Genomic DNA, 23547 nt, shown 5'->3' with positions numbered 1-23547 from the left:
TAACTGAACGGCCCTGTGATTTTCCCGGATAAACGATTAGTCAGGAGGGAGAATTCCAAAATGTTCATATGCCTGCGAAGTGGCAATGCGTCCGCGCGGGGTGCGTTGCAGGTAGCCCTGCTGAATCAGGTAAGGTTCCAGCACATCTTCAATCGTATCGCGTTCTTCGCCAATTGCTGCCGCCACATTATCAAGTCCGACCGGACCGCCGCCAAATTTGAATAAAATGGCTTCCAGCAGTTTTCTGTCCATCAGATCAAAACCTGCGATATCCACGTCCAGCATCCGCAATGCGGCATCCGCAGTGTGTTTTGTGATTTCACCATTTCCTTTGACTTCGGCATAATCGCGCACCCGGCGTAAGAGTCGGTTCGCAATGCGCGGTGTTCCGCGAGAGCGGCGCGCAATTTCTTTGGCACCATCTTCGTGAATGGGGGCATTCAATAATGCCGATGAGCGGGTGACGATCCGGGTTAATTCGTCCGGTGTGTAAAATTCCAGCCGCGCTACAATGCCAAAACGGTCGCGTAGCGGATTGGTCAGCATTCCGGCGCGGGTCGTGGCACCGACCAGTGTAAATGGTTGCAGATCCAGTTTCACGGAGCGGGCAGCGGGGCCTTCGCCGATCATGATGTCGATCTGGTAGTCTTCGAGTGCGGGGTACAAAATCTCTTCAACGACGGGTGACAACCTGTGTATTTCGTCGATAAACAGGACATCGTTCGCTTCAAGATTGGTCAGCAGTGCGGCAAGATCACCTGCACGCTCCAGTACCGGGCCGGATGTTTGCCGCAAATTCACACCCATCTCGCGAGCGATAATATGGGCCAGCGTTGTTTTTCCTAAACCTGGTGGTCCGAACAGTAATGTGTGATCCAGCGCCTCTTTGCGCTGACGTGCGGCGGTGATGAAGATTTCCAGCTGGCCGCGGATTTTTTCCTGCCCTACGTATTCGTCAAGCTGCTTGGGGCGCAATGCACGTTCGATCGCCTCTTCGCCGGAGGAGGCGGGTGTGGCGGCAATAATCCGCTGTTCAGAAAAGTCGATGGAAAGATTATCAGTTTGTATACTCATCGCAGATCCCGGAGATTAGGCCTTGGACAGGATTTTCAGAGCGAGTTTGATGCCGTCTGATACGTTGCTGTCTTTTGGAATGGCTTTTAAGGCAAGGCGGGCTTCTTTGTCTGAATAACCCAGGGCTAACAAGGCATTCAGGATATCCGCACTATGATCGCCGCCGGCAGATGCTTCGGCGGTAGTGAATAAATCTGCCCCCAGCTTGCCTTTCAGTTCGAGTAACAAGCGTTCTGCGGTTTTTTTCCCGATGCCGGGAATCCGGGTCAGGCGGCCTGCTTCTTGTACCGTAATCGCCTGCGCCAGATCGGCAACGGACATGCCTGATAAGATTGACAGGGCGGTGCGTGCACCGACGCCGGAAATTTTGATCAGCTGACGGAAGGTCGCCCGTTCTTCTGCGCTGCCAAAACCGAACAGCACGTGTGCGTCTTCGCGTATCGCCAGATGCGTCAGCAAAACGACTTTTTCTCCCAGCGTGGGCAGGTTATAGAACGTGCTCATCGGCACATCCACTTCATAGCCGACACCCTGGCAATCGATCAGTAACTGAGGAGGATTTTTTTCTATCAGGGTACCTGCAATGCGACCGATCATGTCCGGCTTTCATACTGTATGAATAAGCAGTGATAGTAAACGATTCTGGGGAGCTTGAGGAGAGTTATCGGTGCGATTTTTACCGTTGTATTGTGGTGACGGGAAACCCGGCAAATCCTTCACCTTCACATGAGACCTGAAACCGGAGTGCGCCTGTTCGTTTGTGCAGAAATTGACCGGATAACAGTCGCTGTCTTTTCGGGTGCTACCCGATCAGCCGGCCTGCCTTGACGCGCAATCCCTTTTTTGCCAGTTCAGGCGCGATCGCACTCAGCGTCACCAGCGCCTCGCCGCTGTGCGCATGGCAGATAGCAACACCAAGTGCGTCTGCAGCGTCGGGACTTGGCGTGCCGGATAACATCAGCAAACGCTGCACCATGTCCTGCACCTGTTCTTTCCTGGCACGGCCATGACCGACCACTCCTTGCTTGACCTGTAAGGCCGTATATTCCGCCACGCTCAGTTCAGCCGAAACGAGTGCGCAGATGGCAGCACCGCGTGCTTGCCCCAGCAACAGCGTTGATTGCGGATTCACATTCACGAACACTTTTTCGATGGCTGCGCAATCGGGACGATAGGTGTGGACGATTTCAGAGACGCCTGAAAGTATCGTTTTGAGCCGGTCGGGCAGGGAGCCTTCGACGGTTTTGATGGTCCCGGAAGCGATGTATGTCAGCTTCTGACCCTGTTTGTGGATGACCCCGAAGCCAGTAGTGCGCAGGCCGGGGTCGATGCCTAATATTTTCATGCTTGTCTTGCCCCGCGAAGAGCAAGGCGTTTGATTAATGACGGAAATGACGGGTGCCAGTATAGACCATCACCACGCCGCGTTCATCCGCTGCGTCGATCACTTCCTGATCGCGCATCGAGCCGCCCGGATGAATCACGCAGGTGGCGCCGGCATCCACCACGACATCCAGTCCGTCGCGGAACGGGAAGAATGCATCCGATGCTACCGCAGAGCCAGCCAGCGTCAGACCGGCATTCTGCGCCTTGATGGAGGCGATCCGTGCCGAGTCAATACGACTCATCTGGCCTGCACCGACACCCAGTGTCATACCGTTGCCACAGAAGACAATGGCATTCGATTTGACGAATTTCGCAACACGCCAGGCAAACATCATATCGGCCATTTGCTGCGGTGTTGGCTGCAGTTTGGAGACGACGCGCAATTCTTCCTGCAACACGTTTTTCGAGTCGGGGGCCTGTACCAACAAACCACCGCCGACGCGTTTGACGTCGTATTGGTTGATCTCGTCACCCAGCGCGATTTCCAGCAGACGTACGTTTTGTTTAGCCGCGAAAATCGCTTTTGCTTCGGTAGTGAAAGATGGTGCGATCAGCACTTCGACAAATTGTTTGGCGACGATTTCTGCGGCTTTACCATCGAGTTCACGGTTGAAGGCGATGATGCCGCCGAAAGCGGAAGTCGGATCGGTTTGCAGCGCTTTGCTGTAGGCTTCGAATGGTGTTGCACCCAATGCGACGCCGCAAGGATTCGCATGTTTGACGATCACGCAGGCAGATTCTTTGAACGATTTTACGCATTCCCATGCAGCATCGGAATCGGCGATATTGTTGTAAGACAGTTCTTTGCCTTGCAATTGCGTGTAATTCGCCAGCGCGCCGGCAACGGTCTTCAGGTCGCGGTAGAACGCGGCAGACTGATGTGGGTTTTCGCCGTAGCGCATTTCCTGAACTTTTTCAAAATGCAGATTCAGTGTTTGCGGATAGGCGCTGCGGGTTGTATGCGCTTTGTCTGCGCCGAGGCTGGTCAGGTAATTCGTGATCGCGCCATCATATTGTGCTGTGTGGGCGAACACTTTCTTTGCCAGTGTGAATTTGGTGTCATAGCTGACGACGTTCTGATTGGCCTTCATTTCTGCCAGCACGATCGCGTAGTCGCTGGGATCAACAATCACTGTCACGTCTTTGTGATTTTTTGCGGAGGAACGCAACATGGTCGGGCCGCCGATGTCGATGTTTTCGATCGCATCTTCGAGTGAGCATTCTGCCTTGGTGACTGTTTGCTGGAATGGATACAGATTCACCACTACCATATCGATGGTAGGAATGCCGTGTTGTTCGAGTGCTGCGACATGCTCAGGGAAGTCGCGGCGCGCCAGAATGCCGCCATGGACTTTCGGATGCAGCGTCTTCACACGACCGTCCAGCATTTCCGGAAAACCCGTGTAGTCTGCCACTTCGGTGACAGGCAAACCGTTATCGGCCAGCAGTTTGGCGGTACCGCCAGTGGACAGCAGCTTGACACCGAGTGCGGACAATTCACGTGCAAAATCGAGCACACCGGTCTTGTCGGAGACGGATATGAGGGCTTGTTTGATCATGATATTTTCATTAAGTAGGGAAATCGGTGTCAGGCTGCATGAGGTGCCAGCTGCTTACAGCAAGCCGTGCTGCTGCAGTTTTTTGCGCAGGGTATTACGGTTAATGCCCAGCATATCCGCTGCTTGCGACTGGTTACTGGAGGCGCGCGTCATCACCATTTCCAGCATCGGTTTTTCGACAGCCAGCACAACCATGTCGTAAATATTGGAGGCGGGTTGTTCACCCAGATCGCGGAAATATTTTTCCAGATTTTTATGAACGGCGTCTTGGATACTATCTTTGCTCATGTTGTTTTTATTTGGTTTGGTTATGCATGGTGGTGTTGACCACCCGTCTGTCAGCAGCTGGGCGTAATACACACGACGACTCTTGTTTACGCTGCCAGTTTTTCTTCAAAGGGGCGGTATTGTAACCGTTCCCCGGCCATGCAATCAAAAAAATGACTGACGGCAGCCAGTTGTTGTTCGCAATCGGTGAGCAGATTCATCTGTTGCCGGAATTCTTCGCCACCGCTCAGATCCTGTACATACCAGCCGATATGCTTGCGTGCCGTTCGTACACCGAGGAATTCACCGTAAAACGCATAATGGGCCTGTAAGTGCTGCAACATTAACTCACGGACTTCCGCAATCAGTGGCGGTGGCAGATGAGTACCGGTTTTCAGGAAATGCTCAATCTCGCGGAAAATCCACGGTCGGCCCTGCGCCGCGCGGCCGACCATGATGGCGTCGGCGCCAGTCACATCGAGTACGTAGCGGGCTTTTTCCGGTGTGGTGATGTCGCCATTCGCTACAACAGGAATCTTCACCGCTGCCTTAACTGCGGCAATCGTTTCGTATTCAGCCTCGCCTTTGTAGCCGTCGGCGCGGGTACGTCCATGCAGCGTCAGCATCTGTATGCCTGCGGCTTCCGCCATGCGCGCGATGGTGAGTGCGTTTTTATGCGCGCGATCCCAGCCGGTGCGGAACTTCAGCGTGACCGGCACATCGACCGCGCTAACGACAGCATCCAGAATTTCACCGACCAGCGTTTCGTGTTGCAACAGCGCAGAACCACACCAGGCATTACAGACTTTCTTGACCGGACAGCCCATGTTGATATCGATGATCTGTGCGCCTTTATCGACATTGTGCCTGGCGCAATCGGCCAGCATCTGCGGATCGGCGCCGGCAATCTGCACGGCCTTGGGCTCCATCTCGCCTTCGTGGTTGGTGCGGCGTGTTGATTTTTCGGTTTCCCACAGCTTGGGATTTGATGCTGCCATTTCTGACACGGCATACCCTGCGCCCAGTTCTTTGCATAGCTGGCGGAATGGCCGGTCTGTCACGCCTGCCATCGGTGCTACAAACAGATTATTTCGCAGAAGGTAAGAGCCGATTTGCACGATGCGCTGACAGGGGAATTTTGAAGAAGCGCTATTCTACCTGAAAGCTGCCTAAATAATTGGCAAAAATCATTCTAAAAAAGAGATTATTTATTGTGACAAATAATTATTTTTCATTGCTTTTTTACACACCTGCACTGGGATTGATGCCGGCATGAAGCGGGGTTTTTTTGATGGATTGCTGATCATACTTCTCCGGAAACCCAAGCCCGATTCTGTGATTGTGATGAATGATTTTACGGCAGGGATCAATAGGGAATGTTTATCAGTTGCCGGGCTGACGCAAAACATTTCTGGTGCAGTACTTATGCCTTGCGACGTCTGCTCAGCGCCGCAGTATGTGCCGGAGCGGCAGGCGGTTTCAGTAAGGGAAACGCTGCCTGCCGTGGCTTATTTGGGGTGATCGATTTCGTCCAGCGTATCGTCGGCATCCAGATGCGCGATATCGCCCCACTGTATCAATTGCAGTTGTTTGCCGTCGAAATGGAAACGGTTAATGCTGGCATTGAAGATAGTGACTTCGCGCGGCGCGTTCAGCGGCAGCTGCCGGGCGTCACGGTAGGCGCATTCCAGCACACCGCCATGGGCAACGAGGGCAATTTTCTGATGCGCGAATTGTCTTGCGTAGTGATAAATATGATCCATCACGCGCTGATGAAACCGGCGTGTGGTTTCTCCGGCGTTTTCGCCCGGTGGAAACTCTGCGTCCGGATCATGAGATTTCCAGGCGGCGTGTGCTTCCGGGAACAGATGCGGAATCTCGCTGTATAACTGCCCTTCAAAGCCGCCGTAGCAACGCTCGCGTAAGCCCGCGTCAATACGGGTGCTGATCCCTTGCAGGCGGGCGATTTCTCCGGCGGTCTGCACGGCGCGCTGTAAATCGCTGGAGATGATGGCATCGAGTTTTTCGTTTTGCAGGGCAGCAGCCAGTGCTTTTGCCTGACGTGTACCTTCGGCGTTGAGCGGGATATCGAGATGGCCTTGCAGACGTTTAATGGCATTCCAGGCGGTTTCGCCGTGCCGTATCAGAAGAATTTCTGTCATGGTTGAATAGATTTTGACGAGTGCCGGTGGGGGATGGGAGCCGAGATATTGACGCACATTACGGCGCCGCTTGCTTTTTGGTTTCCAGCCAGAACGTCACGGGCCCATCATTGGTCAGCGAGACTTTCATGTCGGCACCAAACTGACCAGTCTCTACCTGCGCATGTTGCGTGCAGGCCTGCGCGACGAAGTAATCAAACAATTGTTTGGCGACTTCGGGCGGCGCGGCAGGCGTGAACGATGGCCGGGTGCCGGCCTGGGTGTCGGCAGCCAGCGTGAACTGCGGCACCAGCAACAGCCCGCCTTGTGTGTCGCGGATGCTGCGGTTCATTTTGCCGGCATCGTCACTGAAAACCCGGTAGCCGAGTAATTTGCTCAGCAGGGTGTCTGCTTCTTTTTCGGTATCTCCGCGTTCTGCGCAGACCAGCACCATCAGACCCGCCTGTATCGCACCGATGCTGACGCCATCCACTACCACGCTGGCATGGCTGACGCGCTGCAATAAGGCGATCATGCGGTCAGTGTCACGCGGGCAAATTTGCGTTTCCCGACTTGCAGCACGAAGCTGCCGGCGTCGACTTTCAAACCTTTATCGCTGATGACAGCGCTGTCGATGCGCACGCCGCCTTGCTCCACCATGCGCAGTGCTTCCGAAGTGGAGGCGCACAGATTTGCCTGCTTGAGCAATTGACCGATACCGAGCGGCGCACCCGCCAGCGTAACTTCCGGAATGTCATCCGGAATGCCGCCTTTAGAACGGTTCACGAAATCTGCCAGTGCTTCTTCACCAGCCTGCTTGCTGTGGAAGCGGGCAACGATTTCCTGCGCCAGAGCGACTTTGATATCACGCGGGTTCTGGCCTTCTGCCACGGCTTTCTTATATGCCGCGATTTGCTCTATCGAACAGAAGGACAGCAGGTCATAGTATTTCCACATCATTTCATCGGAAATGCTCATGACTTTGGCAAACATGGTATTCGCCGGTTCGGTGATCGCAATGTAGTTATTTTTCGACTTGGACATTTTCTCGACGCCGTCCAGACCTTCCAGCAAAGGCATGGTCAGAATGCATTGCGGCTCTTGTCCGTAATCTTTTTGCAATTCACGGCCCACCAGCAGGTTGAATTTCTGATCCGTGCCACCCAGCTCCAGATCGGATTGCAGGGCGACCGAATCATAGCCCTGCATTAACGGATACAGAAATTCGTGAATCGATATCGGCGTGCCGGCTTTGAAGCGCTTGGTAAAATCGTCGCGCTCCATCATGCGCGCCACGGTGTATTTGGATGACAGCTGAATCATGCCGCGTGCGCCCAGCGGATCGCACCATTCGGAGTTGTAGCGGATTTCGGTTTTTGCCGCGTCCAGCACCAGACTCGCCTGTTTGAAATAAGTCTGCGCATTTTCCTCAATCTGCTCGCGCGTCAGCGGCGGACGCGTGGCATTGCGGCCGGACGGGTCGCCGATCATCGAGGTGAAATCGCCAATCAGGAAAATCACGTTGTGTCCGAGATCCTGCAACTGGCGCATTTTGTTCAGCACGACAGTGTGACCCAGATGCAGGTCGGGCGCGGTCGGGTCCAGTCCGAGTTTGATGCGCAAAGGCTTGCCAGTTTGCTCACTGCGCGCGAGTTTTTGTGCAAATTCAGATTCTATGAGCAATTCGTCAACACCGCGCTTGGTCACAGCGAGCGCATGTAAAACCGCTTCAGACAATGGCAAAGGGGCTGGTGATGAAGATGGGGCGGAAGTAGAGGTAGTTGCTTGTGCAGAAGTCATGTTTAATTCACATCAAATTTTTTTGTAACACCGCTGGTCAGGATTTGTATTCTGAATTCATAATCAGCGTTTTGCTTAATTCTGTACCCTGGTTCTCGTCTGAGCTCGGCCTGATTTCAGATTCAGTTTCAGGTGCAGTTTCAGAATTACTACCAGGTTTACTTGTTTTATAATTCCGGCTTTGTTTGTCGTTCCTATCTGTAGCCTGAGTCGCATAGTATGCATTTTGTGCAATCTGCTTCAGACCTGTAACGACAGAGAATTTTTTATAAAAACAGTCAATTTTAACTTATTGCATGCGTCCAACAGATAAATTACTTCGCGTGGTGACTGGCAGCAGATGGTTGCCCGGTTCTACCCGCGTTACCCGAGTGGTTTCTGTCACCGCGTTATTTTTCGCGGTATGTGCAGTCGGTGCGGCAGCGGTAGCGCCACTGGCTCCCGATGCGTCAGATTTACCAGTCAAGAAAATCACCCAGACTTTACCGCTCCCGGCACTCGATGAGCAGATTGCAGCGCTGGAAGCCAGCGAACAGCATTTCATCAGGGAAGAAACCATCCGTCGCGGCGACACCTTGAGCGCACTGCTGCTGCGTTTGGGCGTCGATGATGAAGAGGCCGATAAATTCATTAAATCCGACAGTATTGCACGCAATCTTTTGCAGCTTCGTACGGACAAGGCTGTTCGCGCCCGCACGAATGAAGAGGGAGAGCTGGAGTGGTTGCAGATGACGCTGCAGGATGGCAACGACAAGCCTGCACGGAATATTGAAATCAACCGCGATGCAAACGGTCATTTCGTGGCGACGGAAGTGAATGCCAAGCTGGAGCGGCGTGTTGAAATGGCTTCCGGTAATATCCGCTCCTCGCTGTTTGCCGCGACGGATGAAGCCAATATTTCAGATCCGGTCGCTTCGCAGATCGTCAGCATGTTTGAAACCAATATCGATTTCCGTAAATTGCAGCGCGGCGATCAGTTTAATGTCGTCTATGAAAGTTTCTGGCAGAACGGTCAGTTGGTGAAAACTGGCCGTGTGCTGGCCGGTGAGTTCACCAATGCCGGTAAAACCTATCAGTCGGTGTGGTTTGATGAAGCTGGCGGGCCGGGTGGTTATTACACGTTTGACGGTAAGTCACTCAAGAAAGCTTTCCTAAAGTCTCCTCTGAAATTTACCCGTATTTCTTCTGGTTTTTCTATGCGTATGCATCCGATTCTTGGTGTCTGGAAAGCACATCAGGGCGTGGATTTTGCGGCGCCGACCGGTACGCCGATTCGTGCTTCCGGTGATGGTGTGGTGGAAATGGCCGGAAAAAGCAATGGCTACGGAAATCTGATCGTCATCAAACACTGGGGAGCTTACAGCACGGCATATGGTCACATGAGCGCGTTTGCACCGGGGATTCACAAAGGCACTCATGTCAGCCAGGGCGATGTGATCGGTTATGTCGGCTCTACCGGCTGGGCCACCGGACCGCATCTGCATTATGAGTTCCGTGTCAGTAATCAGCCGAAAGACCCGATGTCGATTGTGGTACCCGATGCTCCGCCACTGGCCGGGAACGATATGCCGCGGTTCAGGGCGATTGCGGCTGACATGACGCACCGTTTCAACCTGATGCGTCCGGAGCGTTTTGCCGAGACGATGAAACTCGCATCCCGCTGATCGTCATCACTCCATCCAGGCCGGACAGATGTTCGGCCTTTTTTCATTCAAGCATGCATTCACGTGACTGAAGCGACTATGCGTTACGGAAATCAAGAGCTGTACATCGGTTTAATGTCTGGCACCAGCCTCGATGGCGTGGATGGCGTACTGGTCCGATTACCAGCATCTTCGGCTGCGCCAACCGAATTGCTGGCAAGCGCTTATGTCGCTTTCGACGAGACATTCCGTGCGGATGCGTTGTCGCTGCAGCAGCCGGGAAATAATGAAATTCATCTGGAAGCGCTGCTGGCAAACCGGCTGGCGAACGTGTATGCAGAATGCGTCAGCGCTTTGCTGGCGCAATCGGGGCCGGTGAAGGTGAGTGCAATCGGTGCGCATGGGCAAACCATACGCCACCGGCCAGAACTGGGCTATACGCGTCAGACCAATAATCCGGCTTTGCTGGCAGAGCTGACCGGGATTAGTGTGGTGGCTGATTTTCGCAGCCGCGACGTGGCGGCCGGCGGTCAGGGAGCACCGCTGGTGCCCGCTTTTCATCGCGCTATTTTTGGTGCAGCCGGTGAAACGCGGGTGGTGGCCAATATCGGCGGCATCAGCAATATCAGCGTGCTGGCGGCAGATGGCAGTACGCATGGTTTTGATACCGGACCAGGAAACGTCCTGATGGATTTCTGGATACAAAGACAGCAGGGCGCTGCGTATGACCGTGACGGTGCCTGGGCGGCACAGGGGCGCGTGTCAGAGGCATTGCTGGAACGATTGATGCAGGAGCCTTATCTGGCGTTGCCGGCGCCGAAAAGTACCGGACGCGACTTGTTTCACGGCGACTGGTTGTTGTCCCATCTGCGGTCATTGCCTGATCTGGCTGCCGCCGATGTGCAGGCGAGCTTGTGCGCTTACACCGCCCGCACGCTGGCGCAGGCCATGACTGCCGATTGCAGGGACGTCAGTGCTGTCTATGTCTGTGGCGGCGGTGCTTACAATGCGCATCTGATGTCCTTGCTGCGGAGCGAATTGCAGGCAACGCAAAAGCAGGTGGCGGTCGACAGCACCGCGTCACTGGGCGTTGCACCGGAACAGGTGGAAGCATTGGCTTTTGCCTGGCTGGCACAGCAATTCTGCCTGCGTCAGCCGGGAAACCTGGCGGCGGTGACTGGTGCGCGCGGGCCACGGATTCTGGGCGCCTGGTATCCGGCCTGATCTGCATTCCGGCGGCGTCCTGTACAGTGCGCCGGCTTTCTATACAATACGGCATCACTGATTTTCTGAGCGAGCTGCCATGACACAATTGATCTATGTTGCCGACCCGATGTGCTCCTGGTGCTATGGATTTGGCCCCGAGCTGCAGGCCTTGCTCGACAGCATGCCGGACGCAGAACTCGATATCCTGGTCGGCGGCCTGCGTGCCTACAATAAAGAACCATTGAGCGACGAGCTGCGGCAGACTCTGCATCAGCACTGGAAGCATGTGACAGAAGCCAGCGGTCTGCCATTTTCTGAAGCGGCCATGGGTCAACCCGGTTTTATTTACGATACGGAACCTGCCTGCCGCGCTTTTGTGGCGGCAAAAATGGTGGCCGATCATCTGACCGTGCGCCAGCTGCTTCCGGTTTTTCATGCGATTCAGCGGGCGTTTTATGCCCAGGGGGCTGATGTGACGGATCTGGCGCAGCTTGCCGTGATCGTGACCGATGCGCTCAACCAGATTGACGGTGCCGGCAGTTTTGATGCCGAGAGCTTTCTTGAAACATTGAATTCGCCTGCCTGCATGATGGCCACGCAGCAGGAATTCCAGCAATGCCAGCGCTGGGATATTCGCGGGTTTCCGACCTTGTTGCTGTTGCATCAGAACGCTTTGCATATGGTGGCTTCGGGGTATACCAAAACTGCCAGCCTGCAGGCTGCGATATCGCAGGTAAAAGAGGCATAACTGATATAGCAGGTACCTCAAGCATTACGGAGATACCGCTGTTTTTTTCCGGTCGCTGACCGGCGTATATTTTTTTACGATCACCACGGATTTTATGAATACGACGATTGCCCCACGCATCAACATGGCAGCGGATGGTCCCGCATTTTCCCGTATTGTTCTCGGTTTATGGCGGTTGGCCAGCTGGCAAATGACACCCCAGGAGCGGGTCAGTTTTCTGGAGCAGGCGCTGGAATTGGGGGTGACCACGCTCGATCAGGCCGATATCTATGGCGACTACCAGAGTGAAACCTTGCTGGGTGAGGCGCTGCATATCGCCCCCGGGTTGCGCCAGCGCTTCCAGTTTGTCAGCAAGTGCGGTATCCGGCTGGTGTCACCGCAGCGGCCCGCGCACAGCATCCAGCATTACGATACGAGCCGCGAACACATCATTGCTTCTGCTGAACAGTCGTTGCGGGCGATGCAGATTGAAACGCTGGATCTGCTGCTGATACACCGGCCCGATCCGCTGATGGATGCGGATGAGATCGCCGCAGCATTTACGCAATTGCGGGAGAGTGGCAAAGTGCGGCATTTCGGCGTTTCCAATTTTACGCCGTCGCAGTTTGCGCTGCTGGCTTCCCGCGTGCCGCTGGTCACGAATCAGATAGAGTTATCGTTGTTGCAGATGCAGGCATTGACCGATGGCACGCTCGATCTGTGCCAGCGCGAACGGATTGTTCCGATGATCTGGTCGGCGCTGGCGGGTGGCCGCCTGCTGACGCAGGAGCCGACTGCATCGCCGCAATTGCAGCGGGTGCAGCAGGTATTGCAGCAGATTGCGGCAGAACTCAGTTTGCCTGTCAGCACGGTGGCGCTGGCTTGGGTGCTGCAGCATCCTTCGCGTCCGGTTGTCCTGACAGGTTCCGGCCGGCTGGCAGCAGTGCGCGAGGCTGTGCAGGCCTGCACGCAGGTCTTGTCGCGCGAGAACTGGTTCCGGCTCTGGACGGCATCCGCCGGCCGCTCGGTTGATTAATGCCGGAATCAATGCAGGATGAATTGCTGGATTCGTTCCGGCATCACGCAGTTTTGTGTGCCGGACGACTCACTATGTTCAGATGACCTGATAGGCTGATTGCATCCAGTCGATAAAAAGCTGCACTTCAGGCCGCAGGCTGGGCTGGGCTTCATGCACCAGGTAATAGGCATGCGGCGGACTGGCCAGCTGGGTATCAAACAGACGGACCACATCGCCGTTGTCAATCATGTCCTGCGCGAAATGCTGACGCGTGAGACCCACGCCGTGACCATGCTTGACTGCTTCCAGCAGCAGACCGAGATCATCCACACGCAGGCCGCGCGTCGGTTCTGCCCAGTCCAGTCCGGCGACTTCGAACCACGGCTGCCACGGCTCCAGCGCTGAGCGCAGCAGTCGTGCATGGCGCAGATCTTCCGGTGTTTTGACCGGCGGGATGGTCTTCAGATAGGCGGGGCTGGCGACGGCGAAACTGGGTTCGACAAACAGTTTTTTGGTCACCAGATTGGGATATTCCCCAGCGCCGAAGCGGACTTCGACATCGCTTTCCGACAGGCTCAGATCGTACAGCGGGACGAACAGATAGACTTCGACTTCAATGTCCGGATATTCGGCCATGAATTCGGCCAGTCGCGGCATGAACATGTAACGGGCAAAAGTTGGCGGTACCGTCACTTTGACCCGCATCTGATTTTGGGTCGTTTTGTTAGGCAGGGGAAAATCCGAAAGGGTACGCAGCGCAGCCCTGACAACATCCAGATAGCGCCGGCCGAATTCCGTCAGGGTGACACTGCGTCCCTCCCGCACAAACACCCGTTCGCACAGATGCTCTTCCAGCAGGCGGATCCGGTGCGACAGGGCGGATGGGGTGATGCAGAGTTCTTCCGCAGCCACGGCAAAGGATCCGAAGCGGGCAGCTGCTTCAAAAGCGGAAAGAGCGTGAACCGGTGGTAATCGTGTAGCCATCGTGAGTCCTGGTCATTATTCTGTTTTGCGGGCTGAACGGATTGTATTGCAAGGCGCGCAGGCGGCGGGCAACATTTTGTACATACGATATACACCAATCTCGCACGCATCGTTCCCGGCCGGATGTCAGCATTGTCGTGAACAATACTGACATGAGTATTACGAAGCCGGAATGCAACAGATTTTCCGGCGCATGCGTTCAGCCATTCCGCATGAATTGCTTATCCAGCGCCCTATTATGATGCGTACCGGGCATTTTTGTCTTATGCTCTGTGACTTCATTGCGGATTTCGGACATAACATGGGTAATAGGCTTTCTAAAATTGCAACTCGCACCGGCGATGCCGGAACAACCGGGCTGGGTGACGGCAGTCGTGTCGATAAGGATGCGCTGCGGGTGCACGCTATGGGCGATGTGGATGAACTGAATTCCCATATTGGGGTTCTGCTGTGTGAGAATTTGCCGGAGCAGATGCAGCAGGAGCTGATTTCGATTCAGCACGACTTGTTTGATCTGGGCGGTGAACTCTGTATCCCGGGTTATCAGCTGATCACGGCGGAACAAGTTGCCAGGCTGGATGCCTTGCTGGAAAAATACAACGCCAATCTTCCGCCGCTGAAAGACTTCATTTTACCGGGAGGCTCGCGCCAGGCTGCACTGGCGCATGTTTGCCGCACCGTATGCCGCCGGGCGGAACGCGCCATTGTCAGTGTCGGGAAAAGCGAACCCATCAATGATGCGCCGCGGCAGTATGTGAACCGCCTGTCCGATCTGATGTTTGTGCTGGCACGGGTGCTGAATCACTTAAGCCGCGGTGCCGATGTGCTATGGGAAAAGGAGCGTGAGCGCTGATGCGGCGGAACGGCGCGTGCTCTGGAGTGTGCCTTATTTTTGCCGGTGCCGTTCCAGCAGCCTGGTAAGCGCCATTTTCAATGCGGCATTCTGTGTGTTGTCATCCATGGTTTTTTCCAGGTGACTGAATGCCTGCAGGGCGGTGGCGGACAGTTTCAGCTGTTTGACCGGCGGTGCTTTGGGCACCGTCCGCTTGACTTGTACTTTGATACGGATTGCGTTAATCTGCCAGCCACGTTCGAGCAGGTAAGCCTGCAGTTTCGGACAATATTGTTTCAGCTTCGTCGCCAGGGCGGCATTCGGCGCAGAAAGCGTCAGCCGGTTTTCAGCCAGCTGCATGACTTCACAAGTATCAAATATCGGTGGCAGGATTGCCGCACAATCTTTTTGTAACGACACATTGCGCTGGATCGCCGGCAACAGAGGCGAGAATTTTTCATTCATGCGCAGAAAATCGGCAGCGCCGCTGGCACCCTGAACCGGGCGTCCGCGCCTGATATGGATTCGAAACGGAGGTGATGAAGATGTCGGCATGGGCAGCACATTACCATAAAGCGGCGCAGTCTTTAGCGTCAGAAGCTCACAGGGGAGAGAAATGCAGATCATTCTGATGCATTCCCGTTTCACGCAGGCCAAATCCGTCACGTTGGCGACGCATCACATTGTGATCGGATTGTTAGGATTCTTGATCGTCACCATGCTGTGTGCCGCACTGATGGCCGCCGTGACTTTGCGGCTGGCGAGCGCCGATGTGCCGCTGTTGAAAAGCATCCTTCCGGCCAGCGCATCCCTGGTCAATGATCCCAACGCCAAAGACCGCTATGTGAAAGAAAACCTGGCGGCAATGGCTGTCAAACTGGGAGAAATGCAGGCGCAGCTGATCCGGCTGGATGCGCTGGGGGAGCGGGTGCAGGGGCTGGCCGGCATCAAACCGGAAGAGTTTAATTTCAAGGAGCTGCCACCGCGGGGCGGACCGGAAATTTCCAGCGCCCCTGCGCATGAGCTGAATATGTCCGAGTTTCAGGCGGCGCTGGACGCCTTGTCCACCGATGTGGATCACCGCTCCGATTATCTGAATGTGGTGGAAACCAAGCTCATGGGATTCAAGATGCAGTCCAAGCTGCTGCCCACGATTCAGCCGGTGAATGTGAGTTACAACGCGTCCGGTTTCGGCTGGCGGTTAGACCCGTTCACGGGACGCAATGCTTTTCACGAAGGCATTGATTTTCCGGCACCGACCGGCACCCCGATTGTGGCTGCGGCTGGCGGTGTGGTGATTGCCGCCGAATACCATCCGCAATTCGGCAATATGCTGGAAATTGACCACGGCGGGGATTTAATTACCCGTTATGCGCACACCTCTAAAATCTATGTGAAACTCGGCGATATCGTCAAACGCGGCCAGCATATCGCCGATATTGGCTCAACCGGACGCTCAACCGGTGCGCATCTGCATTTCGAGGTCAGGGTCAAAGACGTGCCGCAAAATCCGCATAAATTCCTGTCTGCGGGCGCCAATCTGGCAAATGTTGCAGCTTTGAATCAAAAATAAGCTTGAGTTTGCACAAATTGCCACCAACTCCTGCCAATACGGCCAGCTTTTGCTCAGTGTTTACTGGTGAAGCCTGAGCCGCATGGTAGAATCGTGAGTTATCCCTTAATGTTGCTGTGAAGGCAAGTATTGCGGCAATCTTTTTCCAGAATTTAACTTTTCGTTCATAGCATGTCATTCCTGACCAAGATATTCGGCAGCCGTAATCAGCGGCTTTTGAAGCAATACCAAAAAACGGTGCGTCAGATCAACGCACTGGAACCTCAGTTCGAGGCGCTGTCAGACGAGGCATTACAAGCCAAGACTGCTGAATTCAAGGCCCGCGTTGCGAAAGGCGAAACGCTCGATGATCTGCTGGTCGAAGCATTCGCGGTATGCCGCGAAGCCAGTAAGCGCGTCTTGAAAATGCGCCACTTCGACGTCCAGATGATCGGCGGGATGGTGCTGCATTACGGGAAAATCGCGGAAATGGGGACCGGTGAAGGTAAAACCCTGATGGGTACCCTGCCGATTTACCTCAATGCGCTGTCCGGCAAAGGCGTGCATGTGGTGACGGTGAATGACTATCTGGCGCAACGCGATGCCGAATGGATGGGGCAACTGTACGGCTGGCTGGGTCTCAGCACCGGCATCAACCTGTCGCAGCTCGATCACGATGCCAAGCAGGAAGCGTATGCCTCCGACATCACTTACGGTACGAATAACGAATTCGGTTTTGACTACCTGCGCGACAATATGGTGTTCGAGGCCAAGGAACGCGTGCAGCGCAGCCTGAATTTCGCGGTGGTGGACGAGGTCGATTCGATCCTGATCGATGAAGCCCGCACACCGCTGATTATTTCGGGACAGGCAGAAAATCACACCGAGCTGTATTACAAAATGAACGAAGTGCCGAAGCTGCTGACTTTGCAGATCGGCGAAGAAACACCGGATGGCAAAGGCGTCATCGAAGTCCCCGGTGATTACACCAAAGATGAAAAAGCGCATCAGGTTCTGCTGACCGAAGCAGGGCATGACAAAGCCGAAAAAATCCTGACCCAGATGGGCCTGCTGCCGGAAGGCGCATCGCTGTACGATCCTGCGCATATCACGCTGATCCATCATCTGTATGCGGCGCTGCGCGCCCATGCGCTGTATTTCAAAGACCAGCATTATGTGGTGCTGGACGATGAAATCGTGATCGTGGATGAATTTACTGGCCGTATGATGACCGGCCGTCGCTGGTCGGACGGCTTGCATCAGGCGGTTGAAGCCAAGGAAGGTGTGCGCATCCAGAACGAAAACCAGACACTGGCGTCGATCACTTTCCAGAATTATTTCCGTATGTACGCCAAGCTGTCCGGCATGACCGGTACGGCAGATACCGAAGCGTATGAATTCCAGGAAATTTACGGTCTGGAAACCGTGGTGATTCCGCCGAACCGTCCGTCCCAGCGCAAAGACCGTCAGGATCAGGTGTATAAATCGGCCGAGGAAAAATACGGCGCGATGCTGAAAGATATTCAGGATTGCTACGAGCGCGGTCAGCCGGTGCTGGTCGGGACCACCTCGATTGAAAATTCCGAGCTGTTGTCCGGCATTTTGACGAAGGCGAAACTGCCGCATAACGTACTTAATGCAAAACAGCATGCGCGCGAGGCGGAAATCGTCGCGCAGGCAGGACGTCCGCAGGCGATCACGATTGCGACCAATATGGCGGGGCGCGGTACCGATATCGTCCTCGGTGGCAATGTCGCCAAACAGGTCCAGATGATCGAAGCAAACGCTGCCCTGTCGGATGCTGAAAAACAGGCGCAATCGCAAAAACTGCGTGATGAATGGCAGTCGCTGCATGAAAAAGTGGTGAACGCAGGCGGTCTGCATATCATTGGTACCGAACGTCACGAATCCCGCCGGGTGGACAACCAGCTGCGCGGCCGCTCCGGCCGTCAGGGCGATCCGGGTTCCAGCCGTTTCTATCTGTCGCTCGATGATCAGTTGCTGCGCATTTTTGCCGGTGACCGCGTGCGCGCGATCATGGAACGTCTGAAAATGCCGGAGGGCGAACCGATCGAAGCCGGTATCGTCAGCCGTTCTATCGAATCTGCCCAGCGTAAAGTCGAGGCACGCAACTTCGATATCCGCAAACAGTTGCTCGAATACGATGACGTGGCGAACGATCAGCGTAAAGTCATTTACCAGCAGCGTAATGAATTGCTTGAAGCGCAGGATATTACCGAACTGATGACATCGCTGCGGCATGGCATGTTTACCGATGTCGTCAGAACGTATGTGCCTGCCGAATCGGTTGAAGAGCAATGGGACATCGCCGGGCTCGAAGCCGTGCTGGCATCGGAATGGGCGCTGGATGTGCCGCTGAAGAAAATGCTCGCTGACGAGCCGAATCTGGTGGACGAAGACATTCTGGCGCGCGTGCAGCAAGCCGCCGATGCGGCATACGATGCCAAAGTGGCGCTGGTCGGTAAAGAATCATTTGCGGGCTTTGAGCGCAGCGTGATGTTGCAGAGCATCGACACCCACTGGCGCGAGCACCTGGCAGCGCTGGACCATCTGCGCCAGGGTATTCATCTGCGCGGTTATGCGCAGAAAAATCCGAAACAGGAATACAAACGTGAAGCCTTTGAACTGTTCGCGCAAATGCTGGACCTGATTAAAGGCGAAGTGATCCGGACCGTGGTCACGGTGCGGATCCAGTCGCGCGAAGAAATCGAGGCGGCGGAAGAGCAGATGGCACAGCCGCAGGTCGAAAACGTGCATTACCAGCACGCGGACTTCGACGCCAATGCTTCCCCTGAAGATATGCTGGCGCCAGCTGCACTGGAGAGCGACGGCCAGCCGGAAATGGTCTATGGCTTAAAGGTGGGCCGCAATGACCCTTGTCCGTGCGGCAGCGGCAAGAAATACAAGCAGTGTCACGGCAAGCTGGCCTGAGCAACCACGTGAGCTGACCGGATCAGGCAAACGAAGGTACGTGAAGCATTTGCAAGCATGTGCAGACAGAGAAAGGGATGAGGAAACTCATCCCTTTTTTATTGGTCATGAATGTCGCGTCCATGTTGTTGCCCGCATGAATATTTTTAATGTCTGGAAGCATTAAAAATATACTCCCAGGGAGTATTTATAAACGCCCAATCTCTATCTGGATGTCAGGTCGGTTTTGATAAAACATCGGGGGAGTATATTTCTGCGCAATGGGTTCTGTGGCGCAGGAAGCATTGACGTTGCCGAGCTGGCTGCCTTGCCTGCCGATTTCCGGCATACTCGTTCTGAAAGTTTCTGTTTCCCTTGTTCCGACCATTCTGTGTGGAGTGTCTATGGATTTGAATCTGAGTGCGGCTGATCTGGCGTTTCGTCAGGAAGTGCAGACCTTTCTGGCGCAGGCATTACCGGCGGATATCCGTGACAAGGTGCGGCAGGGCTGGCCTTTGCAGCGTGACGATTACCTGCGCTGGCAGCGCATCCTGCATGCCCGTGGCTGGGGTGGCAGTACCTGGCCGCAGGCGTTTGGCGGCACTGGCTGGAATGCGGTACAAAAATACCTGTTTGATGAAGCCTGTTCTGCCGCTGGTGCGCCGCGGCTGCCACCGTTCGGTATCAAGATGGTGGCGCCGGTGCTGATGGAATTCGGATCCCCAGCGCAACAACAACGGTTTTTACCGAAGATTCTGGCGGGTGAAGAATGGTGGTGTCAGGGCTATTCCGAGCCCGGCGCGGGCTCCGATCTGGCCGCCGTCAAGACCAGCGCGGTACGGCAGCGGGATGCCGATGGTGATTATTATCTGGTTAATGGCCAGAAAACCTGGACCACGCTGGCGCAATATGCCGACTGGATTTTTTGCCTGGTGCGTACCGACAAAGAGGTCAAGCCGCAGCGCGGGATTTCCTTCCTGCTCATTGATATGCGTACCCCGGGCGTGACGGTGCGGCCGATCATCACTGCAGATGGCGCGCACGAGGTCAATGAAGTCTGGTTTGATCAGGTCCGGGTGCCGGCGCAGAATCTGGTCGGCGAGGAAAATCAGGGCTGGACTTACGCCAAGTTTCTGCTCGGGCATGAGCGCACCAATATTGCCGGCATCGGAATTGCAAAACGCGAACTGGCGCGGCTCAAGCGGCTCGCCGAAAAGCAGTGCCGCAACGGTGTGTCATTGCTGGAAGATGCGCAATTTGCACAGCGGATTGCCCAGGTTGAGATTGACCTGATGGCGCTGGAGATGACTAATTTACGTGTTTTGTCCGCCGAGGCGCAGCAGCGCGCACCGGGACCGGAAGCCTCGATTCTGAAAATCAAGGGCACGGAAATTCAGCAAAACATCACCGAGCTGATGATGCTTGCTGCCGGACCGCAGGCGCAGGCATTCCAGCGCGAGGCGATGGATGATGCATTTACCGGTTATGCCGCCACTTCCGGCGAACTCCGTGCGCTGGGCAGCAATTATCTGAATATGCGCAAGCTGTCGATTTACGGCGGCTCCAACGAAATCCAGAAAAACATCATTGCGCAGATGATCGTCGGTCTCTGATCGCAGTTTCCACACTTCCGTAATACCCTGCCGCCAGCCTGTTTTGCTCCTCTGCCGGCGGCAGGCCACAGGCAGACGGCAGGCGCAGTTTTCTGCATCGCAGCGTAATAAAATGCCCTACAATGTCGGCTTGATTTCATCGCTAGGAAAACTACCATGGCCGTTAATTCTCCCCTTCCTGTTGCTGCTGATCTGAAGCCGGTTGCAGGTATCCGTCTGGGTTACGCAGAAGCAGGAATCCGCAAAGCCAACCGCAAAGACCTGCTGGTCATGGAACTGGCGCCAACGGCTACCGTGGCTGGTGTGTTCACCACCAATCGTTTCTGTGCGGCCCCGGTGCAGGTCGCCAAGGCGCATCTGGAAGGGCTGCGGATGGCGACTGGTACCATCCGCGCACTGGTGGTGAATACCGGTAACGCCAATGCCGGTACCGGCGACACCGGGCTGGCGGCTGCGAATGCCACTTGTGCTGCGCTGGCAGAATTGCTGCAGTGCGAAGCGGCGCAGATCCTGCCGTTTTCCACCGGCGTGATTCTCGAACAACTGCCGGTAGACCGGCTGGTGGCCGGCTTGCCGAAGGCAATTGCGAATCTGAAAGAAGACAACTGGTTCCAGGCTGCCGAAGCCATCATGACCACCGATACGCAGCCGAAAGCGGCATCCGCCACCGTACAGATTGATGGCAAGACGGTGCAGATGACCGGCATCAGCAAAGGTGCAGGCATGATCAAGCCGAATATGGCAACCATGCTGGGCTACCTGGCACTGGACGCCAAAGTTGCGCAACCGGTGCTCGATCATCTGGTGAAGCAGGCTGCAGATCAGTCGTTCAACTGCATCACGATTGATGGTGATACATCTACCAATGATTCCTTCATGCTGATCGCCACCGGTGCCGGCGAGGTGGAAATTACTGAAATCGACTCTCCCGAATACCGATTGCTGGCTACTGCCGTGACCGCACTGGCACAGAAACTGGCGCACATGATTATCCGCGATGGCGAAGGTGCGACCAAGTTCATCACGATTGCGGTGGAAGAAGGGCAATCTGTTGACGAGTGCCGCAAGATCGCTTATTCGATCGCGCATTCGCCGCTGGTCAAAACAGCTTTCTTTGCTTCCGATCCGAATCTGGGACGTATTCTGGCCGCGATTGGTTATGCTGGTGTCGGCGATCTGGATGTCAGCAAGCTGAACCTGTATCTGGATGATGTCTGGGTGGCGAAAAACGGCGGGCGCAATCCCGATTACCAGGAGCAGGACGGCCAGCGCGTCATGCAGCAAAGCGAGATCACGATCCGCGTCAGACTGGCGCGCGGTCATGCTGCGGCCACCGTCTGGACTTGCGACCTGTCGCATGATTACGTTTCGATCAATGCCGATTACCGTTCCTGAGTGTTGCCATGAATCAGCTTGAGCATTTCCTGATCCGTGCCGAGCAGGTGCTGACCCGCCTCGAAACCCTGCTGCCGGTGGCGCATCCCGTACCGGACTGGCTGGCGGGATATGCCTTTCGCTGGCGCAAGCGCGGCGGCAGCGGTTATTTGCAGGTCGTGCGCCATCCTTCCGTGATCACGCTGGATGACCTGCACCACATCACCGATCAGAAAGCCCAGATCGCCCAGAACACGCAGCAGTTTGTGCAGAGAAGACCGGCAAACAATGTGCTGCTGACGGGAGCCCGCGGTACCGGCAAATCCTCGCTGATCAAAGCCTGTCTGCAACAATTCGCCGCGCAGGGGCTGCGCCTGATCGAGGTGGATAAAGCCGACCTGGCAGACCTGCCGGATATCGTCGATCTGGTGGCTGAACGCCCTGAACGCTTCATCGTTTTTTGCGACGATCTGTCGTTTGAAGAAGGTGAAGCCGGTTACAAGGCATTGAAAGTCGCACTGGATGGCAGTATTGCCGCGCAGTCAGATAATGTGCTGATCTATGCGACCTCAAACCGCCGCCATCTGCTGCCGGAAAAAATGTCCGACAACAGCGGCTATACGCACGGTGATGACGGCGACCTGCATCCGGGGGAAACGGTAGAGGAAAAAATTTCCTTGTCCGAACGCTTTGGACTATGGGTTTCGTTTTATCCGTTCCGGCAGGATGATTATCTCGGCATCGTGGCGCACTGGCTGCAGACTTTTTCCTGCACGGCAGAGCAGATTGCTGCGGCGCGCCCTGAAGCGCTGCGCTGGGCGTTGCAGCGCGGCTCCCGCTCCGGACGGGTGGCGTGGCAGTTTGCACGCGATTACGCTGGCAGGCTGAATGGGGTAGTGCATGAGTGACACGGCAGTTGCGCGGCAAGGCCCGATTGATGTTGCCGTCGGTATTCTGATGACACCCAATGGCGACGTACTGCTTGGACAAAGACCGCAAGGCAAGCCGTATGCCGGCTACTGGGAATTCCCCGGAGGAAAAGTCGAGCCGGGGGAGCCGATTCTGGATGCGCTGAAGCGGGAGTTTGTCGAGGAGCTGGGAATACATATCCTCAGTGCCGAACCCTGGTGCGGCGTGGAACACGTGTATCCGCATGCGCATGTCCGGCTGCATTTTTACATCAGCCGTGAATGGCAAGGTGAACCGCAAAGCCTGGAAGGGCAGGCGTTTGCCTGGCAAGGCAGTGTCGGCGTCAGTCCGCTGCTGCCCGCAACCATTCCCTTGCTGGCGTGGTTAGGTTTATTGCAGACTGATGCCAGTCTGACCATACCAGACTGAGACCTGTGAATCAAAAACGGCATAACCATGCCGTTTTTTACCGCTTTTCATCTTGTCAATCCGGAGCGTTGCGTTGTCTTTTTAGCGCAACTTTCTCTGTCA

23 protein-coding genes are annotated in these 23547 nt (G+C 55.2%); 12 read left to right on the top strand and 11 right to left on the bottom strand.

The features are described 5' to 3' along the window. Nucleotides 1-36 precede the first annotated feature (36 nt). The 6 genes from ruvB to dusB all read right to left on the bottom strand — a co-directional run bounded on the left by ruvB (nt 37) and on the right by dusB (nt 5404). Complete coding sequence (ruvB, locus tag H8K27_RS10240) at nt 37-1074, bottom strand: Holliday junction branch migration DNA helicase RuvB (protein ID WP_186863061.1); 1038 nt, start codon at nt 1072-1074, stop codon at nt 37-39. Nucleotides 1075-1089: 15 nt separating this feature from the next. Beyond that, nucleotides 1090-1671 carry a Holliday junction branch migration protein RuvA gene (ruvA, locus tag H8K27_RS10235; protein WP_186863060.1) on the bottom strand — a complete coding sequence of 194 codons (582 nt, stop codon included), beginning with the start codon at nt 1669-1671 and terminating at the stop codon, nt 1090-1092. Nucleotides 1672-1876: 205 nt separating this feature from the next. Continuing rightward, complete coding sequence (ruvC, locus tag H8K27_RS10230; protein ID WP_186863059.1) at nt 1877-2419, bottom strand: crossover junction endodeoxyribonuclease RuvC; 543 nt, start codon at nt 2417-2419, stop codon at nt 1877-1879. A 34-nt stretch (nt 2420-2453) separates the two neighbouring features. Next, nucleotides 2454-4019 (bottom strand): bifunctional phosphoribosylaminoimidazolecarboxamide formyltransferase/IMP cyclohydrolase, encoded by a 1566-nt coding sequence (gene purH / locus H8K27_RS10225; RefSeq protein WP_186863058.1) that lies wholly within the window; start codon nt 4017-4019, stop codon nt 2454-2456. Nucleotides 4020-4073: 54 nt separating this feature from the next. Next, the gene (locus tag H8K27_RS10220) at nt 4074-4307 is read right to left on the bottom strand and encodes a helix-turn-helix domain-containing protein (RefSeq protein ID WP_110258221.1); all 234 of its coding nucleotides are present in this window, start codon (nt 4305-4307) and stop codon (nt 4074-4076) included. Between the two features lie 86 nt (nt 4308-4393). Beyond that, complete coding sequence (gene dusB / locus H8K27_RS10215) at nt 4394-5404, bottom strand: tRNA dihydrouridine synthase DusB (protein ID WP_186863057.1); 1011 nt, start codon at nt 5402-5404, stop codon at nt 4394-4396. 154 nt (nt 5405-5558) lie between these two features. Here dusB and H8K27_RS10210 point away from each other — a divergent pair, with 154 nt between their 5' ends. Next, nucleotides 5559-5807, top strand: a complete 249-nt coding sequence (locus H8K27_RS10210) for a hypothetical protein (RefSeq protein ID WP_186863056.1) — start codon at nt 5559-5561, stop codon at nt 5805-5807. On the opposite strand, the gene H8K27_RS10205 is transcribed toward H8K27_RS10210, so the two are convergent. From H8K27_RS10205 to tyrS, 3 genes are read right to left on the bottom strand one after another with little or no spacing between them, the layout of a single operon-like run. Beyond that, on the bottom strand, nt 5795-6448 hold the full coding sequence (locus H8K27_RS10205; protein WP_186863055.1) for a histidine phosphatase family protein: 654 nt from the start codon (nt 6446-6448) through the stop codon (nt 5795-5797). The genes H8K27_RS10210 and H8K27_RS10205 overlap by 13 nt on opposite strands. A 58-nt stretch (nt 6449-6506) precedes the next feature. Further along, complete coding sequence (gene dtd, locus H8K27_RS10200) at nt 6507-6962, bottom strand: D-aminoacyl-tRNA deacylase (RefSeq protein WP_186863054.1); 456 nt, start codon at nt 6960-6962, stop codon at nt 6507-6509. Further along, on the bottom strand, nt 6959-8227 hold the full coding sequence (gene tyrS, locus H8K27_RS10195; protein WP_186863053.1) for a tyrosine--tRNA ligase: 1269 nt from the start codon (nt 8225-8227) through the stop codon (nt 6959-6961). The genes dtd and tyrS overlap by 4 nt, the downstream gene beginning before the upstream one ends. Nucleotides 8228-8523: 296 nt before the next feature. Between tyrS and H8K27_RS10190 the strand changes: the two genes are divergently transcribed. From H8K27_RS10190 to H8K27_RS10175, 4 genes are all read left to right on the top strand, one after another. Beyond that, nucleotides 8524-9891 carry a M23 family metallopeptidase gene (locus H8K27_RS10190; protein WP_186863052.1) on the top strand — a complete coding sequence of 456 codons (1368 nt, stop codon included), beginning with the start codon at nt 8524-8526 and terminating at the stop codon, nt 9889-9891. A 78-nt stretch (nt 9892-9969) separates the two neighbouring features. Next, on the top strand, nt 9970-11094 hold the full coding sequence (locus H8K27_RS10185; protein ID WP_186863051.1) for an anhydro-N-acetylmuramic acid kinase: 1125 nt from the start codon (nt 9970-9972) through the stop codon (nt 11092-11094). A 79-nt stretch (nt 11095-11173) separates the two neighbouring features. Then, nucleotides 11174-11824, top strand: coding sequence for a DsbA family protein (locus tag H8K27_RS10180; RefSeq protein WP_186863050.1), 651 nt, complete (start codon nt 11174-11176; stop codon nt 11822-11824). A 94-nt stretch (nt 11825-11918) separates the two neighbouring features. Further along, nucleotides 11919-12839: an aldo/keto reductase gene (locus tag H8K27_RS10175; protein ID WP_186863049.1), complete on the top strand. Its 921-nt coding sequence runs from the start codon at nt 11919-11921 to the stop codon at nt 12837-12839. Nucleotides 12840-12917: 78 nt separating this feature from the next. Here the strand turns inward: H8K27_RS10175 and H8K27_RS10170 are convergent, their stop codons facing one another. After that, complete coding sequence (locus H8K27_RS10170; RefSeq protein WP_176802853.1) at nt 12918-13805, bottom strand: LysR substrate-binding domain-containing protein; 888 nt, start codon at nt 13803-13805, stop codon at nt 12918-12920. A gap of 301 nt (nt 13806-14106) precedes the next feature. Between H8K27_RS10170 and H8K27_RS10165 the strand changes: the two genes are divergently transcribed. Next, a complete protein-coding gene (locus H8K27_RS10165; protein ID WP_186863048.1) occupies nt 14107-14658 on the top strand; it encodes a cob(I)yrinic acid a,c-diamide adenosyltransferase in 552 nt (183 codons plus the stop codon). A 33-nt stretch (nt 14659-14691) separates the two neighbouring features. On the opposite strand, the gene H8K27_RS10160 is transcribed toward H8K27_RS10165, so the two are convergent. Continuing rightward, nucleotides 14692-15192, bottom strand: coding sequence for a DciA family protein (locus H8K27_RS10160; RefSeq protein WP_186863047.1), 501 nt, complete (start codon nt 15190-15192; stop codon nt 14692-14694). A 61-nt stretch (nt 15193-15253) separates the two neighbouring features. Here H8K27_RS10160 and H8K27_RS10155 point away from each other — a divergent pair, with 61 nt between their 5' ends. The 6 genes from H8K27_RS10155 (at nt 15254) to H8K27_RS10130 (ending at nt 23445) form a co-directional block, all read left to right on the top strand. Beyond that, nucleotides 15254-16210: a M23 family metallopeptidase gene (locus H8K27_RS10155; RefSeq protein ID WP_186863046.1), complete on the top strand. Its 957-nt coding sequence runs from the start codon at nt 15254-15256 to the stop codon at nt 16208-16210. Between the two features lie 171 nt (nt 16211-16381). Then, entirely contained in the window at nt 16382-19141 is a 2760-nt protein-coding gene (gene secA, locus H8K27_RS10150; protein WP_186863045.1) for a preprotein translocase subunit SecA, read from the top strand. 383 nt (nt 19142-19524) lie between these two features. Then, nucleotides 19525-20733 carry an acyl-CoA dehydrogenase family protein gene (locus H8K27_RS10145; protein ID WP_186863044.1) on the top strand — a complete coding sequence of 403 codons (1209 nt, stop codon included), beginning with the start codon at nt 19525-19527 and terminating at the stop codon, nt 20731-20733. Nucleotides 20734-20889: 156 nt separating this feature from the next. Beyond that, a complete protein-coding gene (gene argJ, locus H8K27_RS10140) occupies nt 20890-22128 on the top strand; it encodes a bifunctional glutamate N-acetyltransferase/amino-acid acetyltransferase ArgJ (protein ID WP_186863043.1) in 1239 nt (412 codons plus the stop codon). An 8-nt stretch (nt 22129-22136) separates the two neighbouring features. Continuing rightward, nucleotides 22137-23015, top strand: coding sequence for an ATP-binding protein (locus tag H8K27_RS10135; protein WP_186863042.1), 879 nt, complete (start codon nt 22137-22139; stop codon nt 23013-23015). After that, entirely contained in the window at nt 23008-23445 is a 438-nt protein-coding gene (locus tag H8K27_RS10130) for an NUDIX domain-containing protein (RefSeq protein WP_186863041.1), read from the top strand. The genes H8K27_RS10135 and H8K27_RS10130 overlap by 8 nt, the downstream gene beginning before the upstream one ends. Nucleotides 23446-23547 lie beyond the last annotated feature (102 nt).

Source organism: Cognatundibacterium griseum (assembly GCF_014284195.1).
Lineage (GTDB): Bacteria > Pseudomonadota > Gammaproteobacteria > Burkholderiales > Burkholderiaceae_D > Undibacterium > Undibacterium griseum.
Note: the sequence above shows the minus strand (reverse complement) of the source record. Positions and strands in the feature narration are given on the sequence as shown.

Coding starts and splice junctions, on each gene's coding strand:
- H8K27_RS10180 (WP_186863050.1), top strand. CDS start 11,174: ATGACACAATTGATCTATGTTGCCGACCCGATGTGCTCCTGGTGCTAT.
- H8K27_RS10135 (WP_186863042.1), top strand. CDS start 22,137: ATGAATCAGCTTGAGCATTTCCTGATCCGTGCCGAGCAGGTGCTGACC.
- H8K27_RS10185 (WP_186863051.1), top strand. CDS start 9,970: ATGCGTTACGGAAATCAAGAGCTGTACATCGGTTTAATGTCTGGCACC.
- H8K27_RS10160 (WP_186863047.1), bottom strand. CDS start 15,192: ATGCCGACATCTTCATCACCTCCGTTTCGAATCCATATCAGGCGCGGA.
- H8K27_RS10130 (WP_186863041.1), top strand. CDS start 23,008: ATGAGTGACACGGCAGTTGCGCGGCAAGGCCCGATTGATGTTGCCGTC.
- H8K27_RS10155 (WP_186863046.1), top strand. CDS start 15,254: ATGCAGATCATTCTGATGCATTCCCGTTTCACGCAGGCCAAATCCGTC.
- H8K27_RS10145 (WP_186863044.1), top strand. CDS start 19,525: ATGGATTTGAATCTGAGTGCGGCTGATCTGGCGTTTCGTCAGGAAGTG.
- H8K27_RS10175 (WP_186863049.1), top strand. CDS start 11,919: ATGAATACGACGATTGCCCCACGCATCAACATGGCAGCGGATGGTCCC.
- secA (WP_186863045.1), top strand. CDS start 16,382: ATGTCATTCCTGACCAAGATATTCGGCAGCCGTAATCAGCGGCTTTTG.
- tyrS (WP_186863053.1), bottom strand. CDS start 8,227: ATGACTTCTGCACAAGCAACTACCTCTACTTCCGCCCCATCTTCATCA.
- H8K27_RS10190 (WP_186863052.1), top strand. CDS start 8,524: ATGCGTCCAACAGATAAATTACTTCGCGTGGTGACTGGCAGCAGATGG.
- H8K27_RS10165 (WP_186863048.1), top strand. CDS start 14,107: ATGGGTAATAGGCTTTCTAAAATTGCAACTCGCACCGGCGATGCCGGA.
- H8K27_RS10210 (WP_186863056.1), top strand. CDS start 5,559: ATGAAGCGGGGTTTTTTTGATGGATTGCTGATCATACTTCTCCGGAAA.
- H8K27_RS10220 (WP_110258221.1), bottom strand. CDS start 4,307: ATGAGCAAAGATAGTATCCAAGACGCCGTTCATAAAAATCTGGAAAAA.
- argJ (WP_186863043.1), top strand. CDS start 20,890: ATGGCCGTTAATTCTCCCCTTCCTGTTGCTGCTGATCTGAAGCCGGTT.
- dtd (WP_186863054.1), bottom strand. CDS start 6,962: ATGATCGCCTTATTGCAGCGCGTCAGCCATGCCAGCGTGGTAGTGGAT.
- ruvB (WP_186863061.1), bottom strand. CDS start 1,074: ATGAGTATACAAACTGATAATCTTTCCATCGACTTTTCTGAACAGCGG.
- ruvA (WP_186863060.1), bottom strand. CDS start 1,671: ATGATCGGTCGCATTGCAGGTACCCTGATAGAAAAAAATCCTCCTCAG.
- H8K27_RS10205 (WP_186863055.1), bottom strand. CDS start 6,448: ATGACAGAAATTCTTCTGATACGGCACGGCGAAACCGCCTGGAATGCC.
- purH (WP_186863058.1), bottom strand. CDS start 4,019: ATGATCAAACAAGCCCTCATATCCGTCTCCGACAAGACCGGTGTGCTC.
- ruvC (WP_186863059.1), bottom strand. CDS start 2,419: ATGAAAATATTAGGCATCGACCCCGGCCTGCGCACTACTGGCTTCGGG.
- H8K27_RS10170 (WP_176802853.1), bottom strand. CDS start 13,805: ATGGCTACACGATTACCACCGGTTCACGCTCTTTCCGCTTTTGAAGCA.